Origin of the sequence: Agrobacterium sp. T29 (assembly GCF_006970545.1) — a bacterium.
Lineage (GTDB): Bacteria > Pseudomonadota > Alphaproteobacteria > Rhizobiales > Rhizobiaceae > Agrobacterium > Agrobacterium leguminum.
The window spans coordinates 1,003,375-1,021,727 of record NZ_CP040640.1 but is presented as its reverse complement, the minus strand read 5'-3'; the positions used below and the strand labels follow the sequence as shown (position 1 = coordinate 1,021,727).

At 59.9% G+C, this 18,353-nt stretch carries 27 protein-coding genes; 11 read left to right on the top strand and 16 right to left on the bottom strand.

Going from position 1 to position 18,353, the window contains the following annotated elements; genetic code table 11:
- Nucleotides 1-108: 108 nt before the first annotated feature.
- From FGF54_RS05280 to FGF54_RS05270, 3 genes are all read right to left on the bottom strand, one after another.
- Nucleotides 109-813, bottom strand: coding sequence for an SDR family oxidoreductase (locus FGF54_RS05280; RefSeq protein WP_142779099.1), 705 nt, complete (start codon nt 811-813; stop codon nt 109-111).
- Nucleotides 814-945: 132 nt separating this feature from the next.
- Entirely contained in the window at nt 946-1,305 is a 360-nt protein-coding gene (locus FGF54_RS05275; protein ID WP_142779098.1) for an antibiotic biosynthesis monooxygenase, read from the bottom strand.
- Nucleotides 1,302-1,628: an NIPSNAP family protein gene (locus tag FGF54_RS05270; protein ID WP_142779097.1), complete on the bottom strand. Its 327-nt coding sequence runs from the start codon at nt 1,626-1,628 to the stop codon at nt 1,302-1,304. Before FGF54_RS05270 ends, FGF54_RS05275 begins: the two co-directional genes overlap by 4 nt.
- A gap of 74 nt (nt 1,629-1,702) precedes the next feature.
- Between FGF54_RS05270 and FGF54_RS05265 the strand changes: the two genes are divergently transcribed.
- Nucleotides 1,703-2,386: a helix-turn-helix transcriptional regulator gene (locus FGF54_RS05265; RefSeq protein WP_065653952.1), complete on the top strand. Its 684-nt coding sequence runs from the start codon at nt 1,703-1,705 to the stop codon at nt 2,384-2,386.
- Nucleotides 2,387-2,424: 38 nt separating this feature from the next.
- On the opposite strand, the gene FGF54_RS05260 is transcribed toward FGF54_RS05265, so the two are convergent.
- Nucleotides 2,425-3,582 carry a pyridoxal phosphate-dependent aminotransferase gene (locus FGF54_RS05260; RefSeq protein ID WP_168208119.1) on the bottom strand — a complete coding sequence of 386 codons (1,158 nt, stop codon included), beginning with the start codon at nt 3,580-3,582 and terminating at the stop codon, nt 2,425-2,427.
- 173 nt (nt 3,583-3,755) lie between these two features.
- Here FGF54_RS05260 and FGF54_RS05255 point away from each other — a divergent pair, with 173 nt between their 5' ends.
- The 6 genes from FGF54_RS05255 to FGF54_RS05230 all read left to right on the top strand — a co-directional run bounded on the left by FGF54_RS05255 (nt 3,756) and on the right by FGF54_RS05230 (nt 8,136).
- On the top strand, nt 3,756-4,523 hold the full coding sequence (locus FGF54_RS05255) for a DsbA family protein (protein ID WP_003521455.1): 768 nt from the start codon (nt 3,756-3,758) through the stop codon (nt 4,521-4,523).
- A gap of 125 nt (nt 4,524-4,648) precedes the next feature.
- A complete protein-coding gene (gene aroQ / locus FGF54_RS05250; RefSeq protein ID WP_065653953.1) occupies nt 4,649-5,086 on the top strand; it encodes a type II 3-dehydroquinate dehydratase in 438 nt (145 codons plus the stop codon).
- A gap of 25 nt (nt 5,087-5,111) precedes the next feature.
- Nucleotides 5,112-5,603 carry an acetyl-CoA carboxylase biotin carboxyl carrier protein gene (gene accB, locus FGF54_RS05245; RefSeq protein WP_142779095.1) on the top strand — a complete coding sequence of 164 codons (492 nt, stop codon included), beginning with the start codon at nt 5,112-5,114 and terminating at the stop codon, nt 5,601-5,603.
- 12 nt (nt 5,604-5,615) lie between these two features.
- Nucleotides 5,616-6,962, top strand: coding sequence for an acetyl-CoA carboxylase biotin carboxylase subunit (accC, locus tag FGF54_RS05240; RefSeq protein ID WP_003521459.1), 1,347 nt, complete (start codon nt 5,616-5,618; stop codon nt 6,960-6,962).
- A gap of 6 nt (nt 6,963-6,968) precedes the next feature.
- Nucleotides 6,969-7,613 (top strand): leucyl/phenylalanyl-tRNA--protein transferase, encoded by a 645-nt coding sequence (aat, locus tag FGF54_RS05235; RefSeq protein WP_142779094.1) that lies wholly within the window; start codon nt 6,969-6,971, stop codon nt 7,611-7,613.
- A gap of 79 nt (nt 7,614-7,692) precedes the next feature.
- The gene (locus FGF54_RS05230; protein ID WP_142779093.1) at nt 7,693-8,136 is read left to right on the top strand and encodes a hypothetical protein; all 444 of its coding nucleotides are present in this window, start codon (nt 7,693-7,695) and stop codon (nt 8,134-8,136) included.
- Nucleotides 8,137-8,153: 17 nt separating this feature from the next.
- Here the strand turns inward: FGF54_RS05230 and FGF54_RS05225 are convergent, their stop codons facing one another.
- The 5 genes from FGF54_RS05225 to gatB form a co-directional block, all read right to left on the bottom strand.
- Nucleotides 8,154-8,591: a DUF2155 domain-containing protein gene (locus FGF54_RS05225; protein ID WP_065653957.1), complete on the bottom strand. Its 438-nt coding sequence runs from the start codon at nt 8,589-8,591 to the stop codon at nt 8,154-8,156.
- 131 nt (nt 8,592-8,722) lie between these two features.
- On the bottom strand, nt 8,723-9,121 hold the full coding sequence (locus tag FGF54_RS05220) for an NADH:ubiquinone oxidoreductase subunit NDUFA12 (RefSeq protein WP_003521463.1): 399 nt from the start codon (nt 9,119-9,121) through the stop codon (nt 8,723-8,725).
- A 109-nt stretch (nt 9,122-9,230) separates the two neighbouring features.
- Nucleotides 9,231-9,704 (bottom strand): GNAT family N-acetyltransferase, encoded by a 474-nt coding sequence (locus FGF54_RS05215; RefSeq protein ID WP_142779092.1) that lies wholly within the window; start codon nt 9,702-9,704, stop codon nt 9,231-9,233.
- The gene (locus tag FGF54_RS05210) at nt 9,701-10,198 is read right to left on the bottom strand and encodes a GNAT family N-acetyltransferase (RefSeq protein WP_003521465.1); all 498 of its coding nucleotides are present in this window, start codon (nt 10,196-10,198) and stop codon (nt 9,701-9,703) included. The genes FGF54_RS05215 and FGF54_RS05210 overlap by 4 nt, the downstream gene beginning before the upstream one ends.
- 206 nt (nt 10,199-10,404) lie before the next feature.
- Nucleotides 10,405-11,910 (bottom strand): Asp-tRNA(Asn)/Glu-tRNA(Gln) amidotransferase subunit GatB, encoded by a 1,506-nt coding sequence (gatB, locus tag FGF54_RS05205; RefSeq protein ID WP_003521466.1) that lies wholly within the window; start codon nt 11,908-11,910, stop codon nt 10,405-10,407.
- Nucleotides 11,911-12,061: 151 nt separating this feature from the next.
- Between gatB and FGF54_RS05200 the strand changes: the two genes are divergently transcribed.
- A complete protein-coding gene (locus tag FGF54_RS05200; protein WP_168208012.1) occupies nt 12,062-12,394 on the top strand; it encodes a DUF1294 domain-containing protein in 333 nt (110 codons plus the stop codon).
- Here the strand turns inward: FGF54_RS05200 and FGF54_RS05195 are convergent.
- The gene (locus FGF54_RS05195; protein WP_125145997.1) at nt 12,376-12,885 is read right to left on the bottom strand and encodes a GNAT family N-acetyltransferase; all 510 of its coding nucleotides are present in this window, start codon (nt 12,883-12,885) and stop codon (nt 12,376-12,378) included. The genes FGF54_RS05200 and FGF54_RS05195 overlap by 19 nt on opposite strands.
- A gap of 274 nt (nt 12,886-13,159) precedes the next feature.
- Here FGF54_RS05195 and FGF54_RS05190 point away from each other — a divergent pair, with 274 nt between their 5' ends.
- Nucleotides 13,160-13,417, top strand: coding sequence for a YjhX family toxin (locus FGF54_RS05190; RefSeq protein WP_003521470.1), 258 nt, complete (start codon nt 13,160-13,162; stop codon nt 13,415-13,417).
- 58 nt (nt 13,418-13,475) lie between these two features.
- Here FGF54_RS05190 and gatA read toward each other — a convergent pair whose 3' ends face one another.
- From gatA to FGF54_RS05175, 3 genes are all read right to left on the bottom strand, one after another.
- Nucleotides 13,476-14,957: an Asp-tRNA(Asn)/Glu-tRNA(Gln) amidotransferase subunit GatA gene (gene gatA, locus FGF54_RS05185; protein ID WP_080852188.1), complete on the bottom strand. Its 1,482-nt coding sequence runs from the start codon at nt 14,955-14,957 to the stop codon at nt 13,476-13,478.
- Between the two features lie 54 nt (nt 14,958-15,011).
- Complete coding sequence (gene gatC / locus FGF54_RS05180; protein ID WP_003521472.1) at nt 15,012-15,299, bottom strand: Asp-tRNA(Asn)/Glu-tRNA(Gln) amidotransferase subunit GatC; 288 nt, start codon at nt 15,297-15,299, stop codon at nt 15,012-15,014.
- Between the two features lie 125 nt (nt 15,300-15,424).
- Nucleotides 15,425-16,129 carry a metal-dependent hydrolase gene (locus tag FGF54_RS05175; protein WP_142779090.1) on the bottom strand — a complete coding sequence of 235 codons (705 nt, stop codon included), beginning with the start codon at nt 16,127-16,129 and terminating at the stop codon, nt 15,425-15,427.
- Between the two features lie 84 nt (nt 16,130-16,213).
- Here FGF54_RS05175 and FGF54_RS05170 point away from each other — a divergent pair, with 84 nt between their 5' ends.
- Together FGF54_RS05170 and ruvX are read left to right on the top strand one after the other, a co-directional pair.
- Complete coding sequence (locus FGF54_RS05170; RefSeq protein ID WP_003521474.1) at nt 16,214-16,516, top strand: alkylphosphonate utilization protein; 303 nt, start codon at nt 16,214-16,216, stop codon at nt 16,514-16,516.
- Between the two features lie 14 nt (nt 16,517-16,530).
- The gene (gene ruvX, locus FGF54_RS05165; protein ID WP_003521476.1) at nt 16,531-17,010 is read left to right on the top strand and encodes a Holliday junction resolvase RuvX; all 480 of its coding nucleotides are present in this window, start codon (nt 16,531-16,533) and stop codon (nt 17,008-17,010) included.
- On the opposite strand, the gene FGF54_RS05160 is transcribed toward ruvX, so the two are convergent.
- The 3 genes from FGF54_RS05160 to FGF54_RS05155 form a co-directional block, all read right to left on the bottom strand.
- Entirely contained in the window at nt 16,962-17,279 is a 318-nt protein-coding gene (locus FGF54_RS05160; RefSeq protein ID WP_003521478.1) for a DUF6105 family protein, read from the bottom strand. The genes ruvX and FGF54_RS05160 overlap by 49 nt on opposite strands.
- Entirely contained in the window at nt 17,276-17,410 is a 135-nt protein-coding gene (locus FGF54_RS27710; protein WP_256366667.1) for a hypothetical protein, read from the bottom strand. Before FGF54_RS27710 ends, FGF54_RS05160 begins: the two co-directional genes overlap by 4 nt.
- A 275-nt stretch (nt 17,411-17,685) precedes the next feature.
- Nucleotides 17,686-18,330 carry a TetR/AcrR family transcriptional regulator gene (locus FGF54_RS05155; RefSeq protein ID WP_003521480.1) on the bottom strand — a complete coding sequence of 215 codons (645 nt, stop codon included), beginning with the start codon at nt 18,328-18,330 and terminating at the stop codon, nt 17,686-17,688.
- Nucleotides 18,331-18,353 lie beyond the last annotated feature (23 nt).

Below are 18,353 nucleotides of genomic sequence, written 5' to 3'. Positions count from 1 at the left end.
GTTGCGGGCGTTTTCTTTTGTCGGCGCAAAGAGCGGTTTTTTTGAGCCGCTGACATTTCCTCATTCCTGCGCTTGTCACAGGAATGAGGAGTGGGAAATGCCAACCCGTCAAACAGACCGCGTCAGCCCGCCATCAACGCGGATATTCTGACCGGTAATATAACCGGCCCCCTCCGAGGCAAGGAATGCCACGGTGGCGGCGATTTCCTCGCTCTTGCCGTAACGCTGCATCGGCACGCTCTCGCGGCGTTCCTCCGTCGCCGGCAGGCTGTCGATCCAGCCGGGCAGAACATTGTTCATGCGCACATTGTCGGCCGCATAGGTATCGGCGAAAATCTTGGTGTAGGAGGCAAGACCGGCGCGGAACACGGCGGATGTCGGGAACATGCTGCTCGGTTCGAAAGCCCAGGCGGTCGAGATGTTGACGATGGCGCCCGCCTTCTGTTTCACCATGACGGGGGCGACGATCCGCGTCGGGCGGATGACGTTCATGAGGTAGACATCGAGGCCGGTGTGCCATTGCTCGTCGGTAATATCGAGAATGGAGGCGCGCGGGCCATGGCCGGCGCTGTTGACCAGCACATCGATGCGGCCGAATTTTTCGATTGTCAGATCCGTGAGCCGCTGGAGATCGTCATTGGACTGGTTGGAGCCGGTAACGCCGATACCGCCCAGCTCCTGCGCCAGCGCCTCTCCCTTGCCGGAAGAAGACAGGATCGCGAGCTTGTAGCCATCCGCGGCCAGACGTTTTGCCACGGCGGCCCCCATGCCGCTGCCGCCTGCCGTTACAATCGCTACTTTTTCTGCCGACATCGCTTTTCTCCTTGTCCTAACCTTAAGGGTGTCCCGCACCACATTGGCCCATCTATAACGGGTTTCAAAGGCGAGTTCGAACCAGAAAGCCTTGCAGCGGCATGCAGAAAAACTGATGCTGGAAATATCAGCCTAAGCTGTTCCCTCTCCCGGATGGGCTTTCCGGCTGTCGGCTGGCGCTTCCTCCCTCTCCTCCAGGCCATAGTTGCGGATCACCTGCGCGATACGCAGCCGGTAATCGGAAAAAACACCGAACCGGCCCAGCGACTGCGCGGCGCGATGCGGCATGGTGTTGCGCCATGCCCTCACCGCCTCCTCATCCCGGAAGAAGGACAGAGAGAGCATCTTGTCCGGATTGCCGATGCTTTGAAACCGCTCGACGGACAGGAAGCCGTCGATGGTTTCCAGCTCAGCCCGCAGGCCTGCCGCGATGTCGAGATAATGCTGCTTCTCGCCTTCAGCCGGCCAGACCTCGAAGATAACGGCGATCATTGTCCGCCTCCGGCGTGCGGAGCGGAGGCGAGACGCAGGAAAAGCCGGTCCTCGCGGCGGATGAACTGCTCGCGGCGGGCGAATTCGCAATTTTCCCGCCCTGCAGGATCGGCGGCGAGCCGTGCCCTGTAGGCTTCGTAGGCGGCGAGATTTTCGATGTTGTAGACACCGTAAGCAATGGTGCTCGATCCCTCCTTCGGAGCGTAATAGCCGATCAGATCGGCCCCGCAGCGCGGTATCGCTTCACCCCATGTGCGGGCATATCGCTCAAAGGCATCAACCTTGAAAGGATCGATCTCGTAGCGGATGAAACAGGTCAGCATCGTTTGTCTCCTCGTGGTTTGCCTCTCTCTTTTAAGCCATTGCCTTGCATCAATGCTTCGACTACCATCGAAGCATGAAAGACGGACCCTTGATCGCCAATGTCGCCGCGCTGATCGGCGACCCTGCCCGCGCCAACATCCTGACGGCGCTAATGGACGGACGCGCGCTGACCGCAAGCGAGCTTGCCGAAGCCGCCGGCGTGACCCTGCAGACCGCCAGCGGGCATCTGTCGAAGCTATCCGAGGCGCAACTCCTGAAAGCGGAAAAACAGGGGCGTCACCGCTATTTCCGTCTTTCCGACGAGGATGTGGCGCATGTTCTGGAAGCGTTGATGGGTCTTGCCCAGCGCACGGGCGCAGTCCGCGTCCGCACGGGACCGAAGGACAAGGCGCTGCGGGAAGCGCGCATCTGCTACGATCATCTGGCCGGGGAAAGCGGCGTGGCGCTGCTTGCGGCCATCACCGCAAAAGGGCTCGTGACGTTAGGTGATGATCCTGCCCTAACGGAGAGCGGGCGCGACTTCTTCTCAAGCTTCGGCATCGACCTTTCGTCACTCGAAAAGGCCCGTCGCCCCGTCTGCCTGCATTGCCTGGACTGGAGCGAACGCCGCCATCACCTCGGCGGCGGGCTTGGCGCGTCGCTTCTCGAAGCCATGCAGCAGCGCGACTGGCTGCGGCGCGGAAACGGCCGGGTGCTGACCTTCACTGCAAAGGGCGAGAAGGCGTTCAACAGCACCTTCGGCTGCACGCCCGCCTGATCTCCCTTACCTGATTTCCCCGAACGGATGATCCCGGCTTATTTCAGCCAGCCGGCAATACGTCCAACGGCCTCGGCGATATCCGACACGGAACCCGCATAGGAAATGCGCAGCGCCCTGTGCCCTTCCTCGGGATCGAAATCCATGCCCGGCGTCGCCGCCACATCGATTTCCGCCAGCATGCGCTTCGCAAAATCCATGCTGTCATTGGAAAAACGGCTGGTATCGACATAGGCGTAAAAAGCGCCATCCATCGGGGATGCCAGCGGCAGGCCGATCTCCGGCAGGCGCGCCATCAGAAAATCGCGGTTGGTGCGATAGCTTTCCCGGTAGACATCCAGTTCCTCCGCCGCCGAAAAGGCCGCTGTCGCCGCAAGCTGCGACAGTTCGGGCGCGGAAATATAAAGGCTCTGGGCGAGACACTCGACGGGGCGGACAAGGTTCTCGGGCAGCACCATCCAGCCGATGCGCCAGCCGGTCATGCAATAATATTTCGAGAAGGAGTTGATGATCACGGCATTGTCGGTGATTTCGAGCGCGCTCGTCTCTTCGCCGACAAAGGTAAGGCCGTGATAGATCTCATCGGAAATGAAAGCCATGTCGCGGCTTTCGCAATAGCTCGCCAGCCGCTTCAGCGCCTCACGGCCGGTAACGGTGCCGGTCGGATTGGCCGGGCTTGCCAGAAGCACGCCCTTCAGCTTGCAGCCTGCCTTTGTCTCCGCCCGCTCCAGACTTGCCGGCGTCAGCGTATAACCGGTTTCGGCGGTGACCGGCACTTCCACGACATTGAGGCCGAGCGCCTTCAAAATATTGCGATAGGCAGGATAGCCGGGCCTTGCGATGGCGACATGGTCGCCCGCATCGAAAAGGCTCAAAAAGGCGAGGTTGAAGGCCGCAGATGAGCCCGTGGTCACGGCGATGCGGGCCGGATCGATTGCGACCTGGTGGCGCAGCCGATAATGGCCGGCAATCGCCTCGCGCAGCTCGCGCAGACCCAGCGCATCGGTATAGCCGATCCGCCCATGCTTCAGCGCCGCCTCAGCCGCCGCAAGCGAGGCTTTCGGTGCGGGATGCGATGGCTGTCCAACCGCCATGGAAATGACGGGGCGGCCCGCCTGCCTGCGCCGATTCGCTTCCGCCAGAATATCCATGGCGTGAAAGGGTTCGACTGCGCTCCGCTTCGACATCGTAATCAAGGGCATGCTCTTTCCTGAACCGTATTTCAGAGACTTGCCGCAGAATCACAATCTTCACAATCATGCGATCATAATGCGGACAAGTATTTTTGCCGTATGGCATTTGGCTTAAAGTAAGGTAATTGCCTTCATCAGATTTCAAGAGGCTCCGGCCGCACAGAATGAGGACCGATATGGCGCATTTTCTCCGTTCCACCCTTCTCGCCAGTGTGACGGCCCTTTCGACGGTATTCGCCTCCCTGCCCGCCCATGCGCTCGACGAGCAGCAGAAGAAGGAAATGGGCGAGTTCATCAAGCAATATCTGATCGAGAACCCGGAAATCATGCTCGAGGTTCAGGATGCGCTTGAGCGCAAGCAATATGCGGCGCGCAACGCCAAGGCGGCGGAAGCCGTCGCCGACAACAAGAAGGCCATCTTCGAATCGAAATTCGATCTGGCGCTCGGCAACCCGGATGGCGACGTCACGCTGGTCGAGTTCTTCGACTACAATTGCGGTTATTGCAAACGCGCCATGGGCGACATGGACAATATTCTGAAGAGCGACAAGAAGGTGCGCGTCGTCCTCAAGGAATTCCCGATCCTCGGACCGGAATCGGTTGCGGCCCACCGTGTCTCCAATGCCGTGAAGCTGCTTGCGCCGGCCAAGTATCCCGAATTCCAGCGTACGCTCCTCGGCGGCCGAGGAAGGGCGAATGAGGACAGCGCCATGGAAGTCGCGACCTCGCTCGGCCTCAAGGAAGCCGACATCCGCAAATCGATGGCGGAGAACCCCAATGACGAGCAGGTGCAGGAGACTTACAAGCTGGCAACCAGCCTCGGCATCACCGGAACGCCGTCCTATATCGTCGGCGACGAGGCGGTTTTCGGTGCGGTCGGCGCTGACCCGCTGAAGGAAAAAATCGCCAATATGCGCAGCTGTGGAAAAGCCACCTGCTCCTGATTGCTAAAAAAGCCACTGCATTCCCTGTGAGATGCCTGCCAAGCGGCCGGTTTAGGGCTTGCGGGGGCTTTTCCTTGACGGCTGCGCAGTCTATAGGTGTCGCTGATTTTCTTATGGAAACGTGAATGAGCAACATCATCATCGTCATCAACGGCCCCAATCTCAACATGCTGGGAAAAAGGGAACCGGGTATCTATGGTGGCAAGACGCTGAAGGACATCGAGAATGATTGCCTTCAAGCCGGTGCCGATCTCGGTTTCGCAGTGGAATTCCGCCAGTCCAACCACGAAGGCGTGCTGGTGGACTGGTTGCAGGAGGCGGGCGAGCGGGCGGTAGGCGTCGTCATCAATCCCGGCGCCTACAGCCACACATCCATCGCGTTGCATGACGCCATTCGCGCGATTTCAACGCCCGTCGTGGAAGTGCACATTTCCAACATCCACGCCCGCGAAGAGTTCCGTCACAAATCGATGGTATCACCCGCGGCAAAGGGCATGGTCTGCGGTTTCGGACCATATGGATACATCATGGCGCTTCACGCGCTGAAAAACATCACGGCATAAAAAGAAACAAAGAATAGGGTTTGTCATGTCTGAAAAGAAACAGGGTATCGACAAGGAACTGATCCGCGAACTCGCGAATATCCTCAACGATACCGACCTTTCGGAAATCGAAGTGGAGCAGGACGACCTGCGCATCCGCGTTTCCCGCGCCGCTCCCGCCGCCACGGTCTATGCCGCAGCGCCTGCTGCTTATGCGCCCGCACCGGCAGCAGCCTCCGTTGCTACACCGGCCGCAGCCGCGCCGGCCGCCCCTGCGGCCTCCGCAGCGCCTGCCCGCAACCCGGCCAACACCGTGTCGTCGCCGATGGTCGGTACGGTCTATCTGTCGCCTGCCCCGGGCGCACGTCCCTTCATCGAAGTGGGTGCAACCGTCAAGGAAGGCCAGACCATCCTCATCGTCGAAGCCATGAAGACCATGAACCAGATCCCGGCTCCCAAGTCCGGCAAGGTCGTGGAAATCGTCGTCAACGACGCTCAGCCCGTGGAGTATGGCGAAGCCCTCGTGGTCATCGAATAAAGGCGGTTCAGCATGGTTTCGAAGATCCTCATAGCCAACCGCGGCGAGATCGCGCTACGCGTCCTGCGCGCCGCCAAGGAGCTTGGCATTCCCACCGTAGCCGTGCATTCCACGGCCGACGCGGACGCCATGCATGTGCGCCTTGCCGACGAAAGCGTGTGCATCGGCCCGCCGCCCTCGCGTGACAGCTACCTCAACATCCACCAGATCGTTGCGGCCTGCGAAATCACCGGTGCGGACGCCGTTCACCCCGGCTACGGCTTCCTGTCGGAAAATGCCAAGTTCGCTGACATTCTCGACGCGCACGGCATCACCTTCATCGGACCGACCGCCGAACATATCCGCATCATGGGCGACAAGATCACCGCCAAGCAGACGGCGCAGGAACTCGGCATTCCCGTGGTTCCCGGTTCCGATGGCGAAGTGAAGCCTGAAAACGCGCTCGAAATCGCCCGGACGATCGGCTTCCCGGTCCTCATCAAGGCGACGGCGGGCGGCGGCGGCCGCGGCATGAAGGTGGCGAAGACCGAAGCCGATCTGGAAGAGGCCGTTGCGACGGCCCGCTCCGAAGCGGCAGCAGCCTTCGGCAACGACGCCGTCTACATGGAAAAATACCTCGGCAAACCGCGCCATATCGAAGTGCAGGTTTTCGGCGATGGCGAAGGCAATGCCGTTCACCTCGGCGAACGCGATTGCTCGCTCCAGCGCCGTCACCAGAAGGTGCTGGAAGAAGCCAATTCGCCGGCTCTGACCGTCGAACAGCGCATGAAGATCGGCGAAATCTGCGCGAGCGCCATGCGCAAGCTGAAATATCGCGGCGCGGGCACCATCGAGTTCCTTTATGAAAACGGCGAGTTCTATTTCATCGAAATGAACACCCGTCTGCAGGTGGAGCATCCGGTGACGGAAGCCATCACCGGCATGGATCTCGTGCAGGAACAGATCAGGGTCGCTTCCGGTCAGGGCCTGTCGGTCACGCAGGACGATATCGAATTCCATGGCCATGCCATCGAATGCCGTATCAATGCCGAAGACCCGCGCACCTTCGTTCCCTCACCTGGCACGCTGACCTATTTCCATACGCCGGGCGGCCTTGGCGTGCGCGTCGATTCAGGCGCCTATCAGGGCTACAAGATCCCGCCCTATTACGACAGCATGATCGGCAAGCTTATCGTTCACGGCCGCGACCGTGACGAGTGCATTCGCCGCCTGCGTCGGGCGCTGGATGAGTTCGTCGTCGACGGCATCAAGACCACGCTGCCGCTTTTCCAGGATCTCCTCCAGAACGAGGATATCCTGAACGGCGATTACGACATTCACTGGCTGGAAAAATATCTGGCCGGTGACGCGTCTCACTAAGACGATATGGTTGGGCGGCGCAGCAGAAATAACGGCATAACGGTCGATATCCTGCTGCGCGCCTATTCCGCCGGCCTGTTCCCAATGGCCGATTCGGCTGACGATCCCGAGCTTTTCTGGGTCGAGCCGGAAATTCGGGGAATCATCCCGCTCAATGGTTTTCACGTTTCCAAAAGCCTCGCCAAGGCGATGCGCAGGAAGCCGTTCGAGATTCGCTTCAACACCGCGTTCGAAGCGGTGATGGCCGGATGCGCGGCGGAAGCGCCGGACAGGCCGAGCACTTGGATCAACGCCACCATCCGCAGGCTCTATACCGAGTTGCACCAGATCGGCCACGCCCATAGTGTCGAGGCGTGGGAGGGCGAGAAACTTGTCGGCGGACTCTACGGCGTCTCGCTGGGCGCTGCCTTCTTCGGCGAGAGCATGTTTTCCCGCCGCACCAATGCATCGAAGATTTGCCTCGTGCATCTGGTCGAGCGTTTGCGGCAGCAGGGATTTACGCTGCTCGACACGCAATTTACGACCGAACATCTGAAGACATTCGGGGCGATCGATATTCCAAAGTCGGAATATGCCACGATACTTGAAGCGGCTGTCGACAGGCCGGATGTGCCCTTCGAAAAATTGTCGGCGCAAGAAAATCCACGCTGAAAACAACCTGAGATTTTGCTTGCAACCCTCAAAAACATGACTTATCCGGTCATGATATATAGTTCACCGGGGGATGGTCATGCGCTGGATTGCGGCCTTGTTATTGATGTTGACGCCGGCGGCGAATGTCACCGCTGCCGAACAGCGCCCGAACCCGCAGGCCGTCTGGCGAAGCGAAATTTCCCGAGCCTTGACGGGCGTAACCGGCCGCCCGGAATTCAAGGTCGTGCGGACGAACAAGAAGCAGGTGCTCCTTGTTACTTTCCGCGTTGACCCGGCGGGAAAGATGCAGGCTGTTCAGGTCAAAAACATAAGGGATAGCACCTATCAGACAAGAACGGCCGTAAAGAGGGCATTTTCTGAAATCAGGTTCCCCTCACCTCCCGCCGGCGATCAGCCCAATAAGTTCACCGTTCCGATCGTGATCGAGCCCGTACTGACGCGGGAGGAAATGATCGAACAACTGGAAAGCAAAAGCAAAGCCCTGGCCGATTTGGCCGAGAAGCTCAGACGCCAGAAATAGGCGCGGTCGTGGGTTAATTACTTGCTTGCCGTTGAGGGAGCGGGAACTTCCGAGTCCTGCTTGCAGCCCGTCAGCCACACGTCGTAGATGGGGTGTTCCACGGCGTTCAGGCCGGGGCTGTCGGCGAACATCCAGCCCGTGAAAATCCGCTTGATCTTGCGGTCGAGGGTGATTTCATCCACCTCGATGAAGGCATCGATCTTCTGCGCTTCCGTCTGGTCGCGGGAATAGCAGACTTTCGGCGTCACCTGAAGCGCGCCGAACTGCACCGTCTCATCGATATAGACATCGAAGGAAGTGATGCGGCCGGTGATCTTGTCGATGCCGGAAAACACCGCCACGCGGTTTTCAAGACGAGCAGCAGAAACGGGCGAAATGAGGATGACAGCAGAGACCGCAGCAAACAGCGAGACTGTCAGCGCACGCAAAGAACGATCCCGCGTGAATTTCCTCATACGATATGTCTCCAAATATTTGCCTGTGTCGAACCGCCGACCGGATCAACGCCTAAGGGCGGAATGTGGCAAAAACCGGTGAGGCCGGATGCAAGCGCGGCGTTTTGCACACACCGCGCATCACAAGATGCTTAGTTGCCGGGGGTCCAGGCGTCGTAGTCGCCGGTCACGCGCGGGCGCTCGCCGGCCACGGCCAACGATCCCTGCGGACGATAGGCCTTGGACGAACCGGTGAGGTTAGGCTGATGCGGCTTCTGCCAGTCGCGCGCGACGTAGCTTTCCTGGCTCGGCGGCACATCGGTGCGGTAATGCATCCAGCCATGCCAGCCGGGCGGAATGGCCGACGCTTCGGCATAACCATTGTAGATCACCCAGCGGCGCGGCATGCCCCAGGAGGTGGTGCCGCCTTCGTAATAGGTGTTGCCCAACTCGTCCTGTCCTACCTTCTTGCCGAAACGCCAGGTATGAAACCGCGTTCCGATCGTCTGGCCGTTCCACCAGGTGAAGATTTGCGTCAGGAGAGTCTTCATTCTACGTTCCTCGGGCTTGAATGCGCCGCAGCGATTTTCCGTGCACGGCACAAGACATGCTTATGCCGCCCCTCACGGCAATTGTCCAGCATTTCGAGATATATCCGCGCTATTTCAGCTTCATCCTGAAGCCTAAATGCCGCTTCTCGAAACCCAGCCGCTCATAGAAGCGGTGAGCGTCCAGCCGGGCCATGTTGGACGTCAGCTGCGCGGCGTTCAGGCCCTGACGGCGGGCTTCTTCCAGGCAATGATTGATCATCGCCGCACCGATGCCGCGACCGCGCATGTCGGCACGCGTCTGCACCGCCTCGATCACCATGGACTTCGCCCCTCGCCCGACGAGCTTGGTCAGGATCGCCGTCTGGAAGGTGCCGACAACGTCGCCGTCCAGTTCCGCCACATAGAGCGTTTCGCTCGGCGACGCTTCGATGGCGCGGAAAGCGGCGAGATAATCCGGCTGCGCCGATTCTTCCGCCGTATCGCCGTGGCCGCCGATCTCGTCGGCGGCAAAAATGGCGGCGAGTGCCGGAAGATCGTCTTCGCGCGCCGTGCGGATGATCAGTTGTTGAAGTGTCTCATTCATCGGGTCAGGCTCTTTTCCATAACGATGCCGGGCAGACCCTCGATGCCGGCCATGCGCTCGATTCGGTCGACCTCGACAAATCCGACGCCTTCATAAAAGGCGATTGCGACAGTATTTTTAGGTTCGACTTCCAGCCGCATGATTTCCGCATCCGGAAAACAGGTTTCGAGTTCGGCGAAGAGATCGCGGCCGATGCCCTGCCGCTGGAGGTCGGGCGCGACATAGAGCTGGTGCAACAGGGCCGTCTTCGCCATCTTGGTGGACATGGAGCCATAGGCCATGCCGCCAATCCGCTTGCCGTCGTCAGCCACCAGAAACTCGCCGCCCTTTTTCTCGATGCGGTCCTTCATGGCCTGCGGCGAATGCCATGCGAGGATCAACTGATTCACCTTGTCCACGCCATAGATCGCATCGTAGGTCGCGTGCCACGTCGTGGCGAGCAGGGTGCGCACCGGCTCAATGTCACGCAGGCTTGCCGTCCGGATGAAGAACATGATTTGGCTCCGTCTTGAAACAGAAATGCCGGGCGTTGATCCCGGCAGAAGTGATGTCAGTCCCTCGTACCCGACGTCATCCTCGGGCCTGTCCCGAGGTCCTGAGCACGTTGGACTTTGTGGGTCGTTAGATCCTCGGGACAAGCCCGAGGATGACGGATGAGAGCTTTCTGCCTCGATACCTATGAGCACGAGGCAGCGTCCGCTTACTCTTCCTCGATACCGAGCTTGGCCTTCACCAGCGCCTGCACCGCCTGCGGGTTGGCCTTGCCGCCCGTCGCCTTCATGACCTGACCGACGAACCAGCCGGCAAGCGTCGGCTTTGCCTTGACCTTCTCGACCTGATCCGGGTTGGCGGCGATGATCTCGTCCACGGCCTTTTCGATGGCGCCGGTATCGGTCACCTGCTTCATGCCGCGGGCTTCCACGATTTCCGCCGGGTTGCCGCCCTCGTTCCAGACAATTTCGAACAGGTCCTTGGCGATCTTGCCGGAAATGGTCTCGGCCTTGATGAGGTCGATGATGCCACCGAGCTGTTCCGGCGAAACCGGCGTCGTCTCGATATCCTTGCCCGATTTGTTCAGCGCGCCGAGCAGATCGTTAATGACCCAGTTGGCGGCGGCCTTCGCATCGCGACCGGCGGCGACGGCCTCGTAATAATCGGCAATCGCCTTTTCCGAAACGAGGATCGAGGCGTCATAAACCGACAGGCCAAGATCGGCCACGAAACGAGCCTTCTTGTCGTCGGGAAGCTCTGGCAGGTCGACCTTCAGCGCTTCAACGAAGGCATCGTCGAATTCGAGCGGCAGCAGATCCGGATCGGGGAAATAACGGTAATCATGCGCATCTTCCTTGGAGCGCATGGACCGCGTCTCGCCCTTGCCGGGATCGAACAGGCGAGTTTCCTGATCGATGACGCCGCCATCTTCCAGAATGGCGACCTGGCGGCGCGCCTCATATTCGATGGCCTGACCGACGAAGCGGATGGAGTTGACGTTCTTGATTTCGCAGCGCGTGCCGAAACCTTCGCCCGGACGGCGCACGGAGACGTTGACGTCGGCGCGCATCGAGCCTTCATCCATGTTGCCGTCGCAGGTGCCGAGATAACGCACGATGGAACGCAGCTTGGTCAGATAGGCCTTGGCTTCGTCCGACGAGCGCATGTCCGGCTTGGAAACGATTTCCATCAGCGCCACGCCCGAACGGTTCAGGTCCACGAAGGACATGGTCGGGTGCTGGTCGTGCATGGACTTGCCGGCGTCCTGTTCCAGATGCAGACGCTCGATGCCGATCTCGATATCTTCGAAATTGCCCTGACGGTCCGGACCGAGCGAAATGGTGATGGTGCCCTCACCGACGATCGGGTCCTTGAACTGCGAAATCTGGTAGCCCTGCGGCAGGTCCGGATAGAAGTAGTTCTTGCGGTCGAAGATCGAGCGATGGTTGATCTTGGCCTTCAGGCCAAGACCGGTGCGCACCGCCTGCTTCACGCATTCCTCGTTGATGACGGGCAGCATGCCGGGCATGGCGGCATCCACCAGTGACACGTTGGAATTCGGCGCATTGCCGAAGGTGGTCGAAGCGCCGGAAAACAGCTTGGAATTGGAGAGAACCTGCGCATGCACCTCCATGCCGATCACGATTTCCCAATCGCCGGTGGCGCCGGGAATGAAGCGTTTCGGGTCGGGGGTGCGCACGTCTACAAGGGTCATCTGAAGCTCACGATATACGGGTTCTTTGGCCTTGGTGGGTAGAACAAATGGAGCGCGGGCGCAAGACATCTTGCACCCTCTCACGCCAGGCCCGGGATTTTCGCCGATAGAGGATACGCGTTTTTTACGCTTCCCGGTTTCAATTCACGTCATGGTGACGGTCGCTCTCTGTTTCATAACCTATATCACCTTCAATCTTTTCGTCTTTCTTGTCTATTGGTGGGACAAGGAAGCGGCGAGAAATGGCGCATGGCGCATCCGGGAAAGCAAGCTGTTATCGCTTGCGCTCATCGGCGGCAGCCTGGGCGCAATCTTGGCACAAGGTCTGCTGCGTCATAAAACACGCAAGGAACCGTTCCGCAGCATCCTGATATCGATTGTGATATTGCAGGTAGGCCTTGTCGCATCGCTCGCCATCATGCCTGATTGGCCGATGCGGCTGGTGGAGGCTCTGCAAACTCTGTCTCAGAAAGCTGGCCCATAAAGACCGCTCTCGACCTCGGCCAATTGCTTCTGCAGGCCTACCGACTGCACTTCGCGGTCGAGTTTCGGCGCATAGGAGACGGAGAGCCAGCGGACGCTATAGCCATGGTGGCGGAAAAAGGCGACGGCCGGCTCATTCTGGGCATGGGTTTCAAGCCGGATGGTCTCGAACCCCCTGTCCTCAATCAGCCTTTCGACATCGCCCAACAAGTGGCTGCCGACACCTCTGCGCTGAAAATCAGGATCGATCCAGAAATCGGAAATCGTCTCGTCGAAGTGCTCTCGCGCCGCCCATCCGGCAACCGAGCCGCCAAACTCCGCCACCCTGATCGCCAGCCATGACGAGCGGGTAAAATTGGAAAAGGCACTGGCCGCATTGTCGTAAAGGGTCGGGGTGATGCCGAGAGCCGCGGTTGCCTGTCGCCATGCCCTGAGGCCGATGGCCGCCAGAACCTCCGCTTCCTGCTCATGCGCATTGCGAATGACGATCAAGCCGCGCCCTCCATGGCCGTTGAAATTAAACCATTGCCGGCGCGATTCGACCAGCGTGGTTTTCTCGCGCCTGGCGGGACTTGACCGCCTCGGCTTTGCCCGCTACCCAAAAGGAGCAAGAACGGAGTTTTTATGTTCGCTCAATCGGAGTCCCGGTAAAGGCCCTGCCCGCAAGTTTATTGCGCGCCGGGCCATGCTGAAACCGAGCCGGATGCCTTAACGGCACCCGGATTTGCTTTCACGCGTCTATATGACGCCGACCGGACTTCCAAAAATGGACATTTCCCGCGCCGAACAGCGCATTCTTCACCTGCTCGCCCAGGGCGGCAGAATTGAACTCGTTCGAGACGACGCCCACAAAATCGAAAAACTCGCGCTCTACACGCGTGACGGCTGGATTTTCAGCGGCCTCGATCTCCTCACCTTCCGCAAACTGAAACGGAAGAGAGCCATCGCCTCCTCGGGCGGCAAACCCTACCGCATCACGACGCGCGGGCTGGAACTCGTGCGGGGTGAGCTGGACAATCGATGAAAAACAAACGGGCGGCATTTGATGCCGCCCGTTCGTGTAGAGAGCTTGGTGAATCCACTCACCACCATTTGGCGGGGGTGAACTTGCCGGCGGCCTGCTCGATGGCATGCGCCGTCTTGAACAGCGTTTCTTCCTCAAAGGGCTTACCGATGAGCTGCAGGCCGAGCGGAAGACCCTTGCCGTCGAGGCCGGCCGGAACCGAGAGGCCCGGAAGGCCGGCCATGTTGACCGTGATCGTAAAGACGTCCTGCAGGTACATCTTGACCGGATCGGAGGCGAGTTCCTCGTCACCGACTGCGAAGGCGGAAGACGGGGTGATCGGCGCCAGAATGGCGTCGACGCCCTCGTGGAAGACGTTTTCGAAGTCGCGCTTGATGAGGGTGCGGACCTTCTGCGCCTTCAGGTAATAGGCGTCGTAATAACCGGCCGACAGCACATAGGTGCCAACCATGATGCGGCGCTGCACTTCCTTGCCGAAACCGGCGGCGCGGCTCTTTTCGTACATGTCGGCAATGTCCTTGCCGTCGACGCGCAGGCCGTAGCGGACGCCGTCATAACGGGCAAGGTTGGACGAGGCTTCCGCCGGCGCGACGATGTAGTAAGCAGGCAGCGCGTATTTGGTGTGCGGCAGCGAGATATCGACGACCTCGGCACCGGCATCGCGCAGCCACTCGACACCCTTGGCCCAGAGCTTTTCGATTTCTTCCGGCATGCCGTCGACGCGATATTCCTTCGGAATACCGATTTTCAGGCCCTTGAGCGACTGGCCGATGGCCTTTTCGTAATCCGGCACCGGCAGGTCCACGGAAGTCGTATCCTTGGCGTCGACGCTTGCCATGGTCTTCAGCAGGATCGCGGCATCACGCACGTCACGGGCAATCGGGCCTGCCTGGTCGAGCGAAGAGGCATAAGCGACGATGCCGAAGCGCGAGCAGCGGCCATAGGTGGGCTTGATGCCGACGGTGCCGGTGAAGGCGGCCGGCTGGCGGATGGAACCACCGGTATCGGTTGCGGTGGCGCCGGCGCAGAGATGCGCGGCCACGGCTGCGGCGGAACCGCCGGAGGAGCCGCCGGGCACCAGCTTCTGGTCGGAGCCATTGGCGCGCCACGGGTTGATGGCCGGGCCGTACCAGGAGCTTTCATTGGACGAGCCCATGGCGAATTCGTCCATGTTGAGCTTGCCGAGCATGACGGCGCCCTGATCCCAGAGGTTCTGGGTGACGGTGGATTCATATTTCGGCCTGAAGCCGTCGAGAACATGCGAACATGCCTGCGTGTGCACGTCACGGGTGGCGAACAGGTCCTTCACGCCAAGAGGAACGCCTTCCAGCTCGCCAGCCTTGCCGGCGGCGATGCGGTCGTCGGAGGCTTTTGCCATGTCGCGCGCCTTTTCAGGCGTCAAGGCGACATAGGCGTTCAGCGCGCCGTTGGCCGCATCGATGGCGGAGAGATAGGCGTCGGTCAGCTCGAGGGCGGAAAATTCTTTGGCCTTCAGCTTTTCGCGGGCTTCGGCAATGGTCAGGCTCGTCAGGTCGGTCATGGTCGGCAACGGCTTTCGAAATCTTGGAAAAATCGGGCGGCAGAGGCGGTCGGCTTATTCGACCACTTTCGGGACCATGAAGAAGTCCCGGTCGGTCGCGGGCGCATTGGCGACAATGTCTTCCGCCTTGTTGCCGTCGGTCACCACGTCGGCGCGTTTTTTCATGTCCACCGGGGTCACCGAGGTCATCGGCTCAACGCCGTCGACATTCACTTCCGAAAGCTGCTCCACGAAACCGAGTATGCCGTTCAGCTGGCCGAGCATATTCTGTGCTTCTTCTTCGCTGACTGCGATACGGGCAAGGCGCGCAACGCGCTTTACGGTGGCGAGATCGACGGACATGGTTCTACTCCGATGGGATATTTCCCATTCGCTATAATCACCATGTCCGCCATTCGCAACGGTAGAAAGCATGTCGCGCCAAACTGTATGGCGGTTTTGCGGTCGCGACATGTGCAGGAAAAATGTCAGAAGGACAGCGTATCGCCGGCCTTCGGCGTGTGGACGCGCGCTTGCGCCCCTTCCATGCCGGCCACGAACTTCTCCGGCGTCTGGTCGATGATCGGGAAGGAACCGTAATGGCAGGGAATGACATTGCCGAAATTGAAGAAGCGCTGGCAGGCGAGCGCTGCAACGGCTCCGCCCATGGTGAAGCGATCACCGATCGGCACGAGGCCGATATCCGGCTGATGCAGTTCATTGATGAGTTTCATGTCGGAAAAGATGTCGGTATCGCCCATGTGATAGACGGCCGGGCCGTCTTCGAAATGCAGCATCAGACCGTTGGCATTGCCAAGCGAATGGGAGACGCCGTCTTCGGTGATCTGGGCGGAGGAATGCAGCGCATTGGTGAAGGTGACGGAAAAACCGTCGAAATGCACCGTGCCGCCGGTATTTCCCATATCGACCTTCGAAACACCCTTTGCGGAAAGCCATGCGGCAAGATCGGCATTCGCCAGCACGGTGGCGCCCGTCTCGCGGGCAAGCTGCACGGTATCGCCGACATGGTCGCCATGGCCGTGAGTCAGGAGAATATGGGTGATGCCTTCGGCTGCCGACTTTCCATCCTGTCCGGCAAAACCGGGGTTACCGGTGAAGAATGGATCGATGAGGATCTTCGCGCTGCCGTTTTCGAGGCGGAAGGCGGAATGGCCGAGCCAGGTGATTTTCATGGGAAGTTCTCCTTTGTATTGCCGGTATATTATGACATAGGACGGCCTGAACAACCGCACTACCAATATTTAAGAGAGGCGACCATGGCCGCAAATGATGACGAGTACGTGTATGACGAGGCGACCGGTGAATGGCGACCGGCCTCCGAGCTGGCTGCCGAAGCGGCGCGTGCGAATGAAGTGCGCGACGCGGCGGGCAATGTGCTGGCGGATGGCGATTCCGTCACCCTGATCAAGGATTTGAAGGTCAAGGGCACCAGCACGGTCATCAAGCAGGGCACCGTCATCAAGTCGATCCGCCTGACCGATAATCCGGAAGAGATCGATTGCAAACATGATGCGGTGAAGGGTCTGGTGCTGCGCACCGAATTCGTCCGCAAACGATAAAGGCAACACGCGACATGGCAACACTCACCATTGAGGAACTGGCGCAGGCGCTTCAGCCGGGACAGGCGATTGCCGGCCTCGACCTTGGCACGAAGACGATCGGGCTTGCCATGTCGGACCTGTCGCGGCGTTTCGCAACGCCGCGCCCCGTCATCAAACGGGTGAAATTCACGCAGGATGCGGAAGTGCTGCTGGCCTTCGCCGAAAAGGAAAAAGTTTTCGCCTTCATCATCGGCCTGCCGATGAACATGGATGGTTCGGCCGGTCCCCGCGTGCAGGCGACGCGCGCCTTCGTGCGGACGATGGGCGAAAAAACCGCCCTGCCCTTCATTTTCTGGGATGAGCGGCTTTCGACGGTCGCGGCCGAGCGCGCATTGCTGGAAATGGACGTCTCACGCGCAAAGCGCGCCGAACGGATCGATTCGGCAGCCGCAAGCTTCATTCTTCAGGGCGCGCTGGACAGGCTTTCCGCACTCACCCGCGCGGCCGACTGACGGCCCTGCCACCACGCCGCAATCTGTTTTCTCTTGCGGAAGGCGAGAATCGCAAAAACGATCAGGCTGTCGACGGCGATGGCGCGCGCCACCAGCGGCGGCAGGCTTTCCGGCGGCAGGCCGAGAATATTGCCGTAAATCTCGAACACCAGATCATGGGTCTGGCGTGTGAGCATGTAGAAGCCGAAGCTCATGTCGTAATAGGAAAGCCAGTACCAGCTGCCCAGTAGCGCGACGGGACCGGCCCAGAGGATCAGAAACCACTTCATGCCGCCTGCCCCCGCACAAACATCGTATCGGGAACGCCGGCAAGCACCGCCCAGCGCACCACGGCCATAAGGCAGAGGTTCAGCGCCGGCGCGTCGATATCCAACGGCAGCATCACAAAAAACGTCATCATGACGCCTAAAGCTGTCCAGCGGCTCACTTGCGGCTCCCTTATGCGCAGTCATTGCGCATGGTTAATATTTCGTTAATCCACACTGGACCGGCAGCCACGGCGAGGCAAATGAAAGCTGTCATTATGGTTAACGACGGGCGGCCGGCATGTGGAAAAGAACGTGATCGCGTGAACGGCCGGATGCGCCGGGCGGTTGCCGGCTCGGCGAAAACATGACTGATTTTTCTTTAATGCACAGGCCCGAGCGCGACTGCCATCCGCCTGCGGAAACCGGTTCAGCCGTAAACGCCGCGCACCAGCCTTTTGACGGCAGTGGCGATCTTGTCCCAGTCCCGGTCCGATTTGAGCGGTACGCCAGCGAACTGACCGCTGGTGGCAGCGGAAATGACGAGGTGCTGAATGGCGGCGAACAGTACGGCATTGACCGCCGCTGTATCCACCCCCTTCGGCGCCGCCAGCGAACCGCGCATACGCTCCAGCCACTTGCCCAGCGATTTGGCGCGGGCTTCGGCCAGTTGCCGCACCTGCGGCGAACCGTCAGACACTTCCCAGGCGATGATCTTGCAGACGAGAGGATCGCTGCGCAGCGCATCCATGAAATAAAGCGCCAGCTTTTCCATGAGGTCGCCATAGGTCAAAAGGAACATGCCGCCGGTATCTTCCGGAATTCGATCCTTCACCCAGGAACCGAGGTCCTCGCCGATCGCCTCGATCAGGCCATCGAGGCCGCCGAAATAACGGTAGATAAGCTGCTTGTCGCAGCCGGCGCGGCGGGCAACGGCATTGATGCCAAAGCCCTGAAATCCCTCTTCGGCAAGCAGCGACCGCGCCGCATTAAAAATCGCCTTCTCGGTCTGAGCGCGATCCTTGATGCGCTTTTCCGGTCTGTCGGCTGAAATCGCCTCTGCGGTCGCCAGCATGATTCCCTACCCGTTTTCTGAAA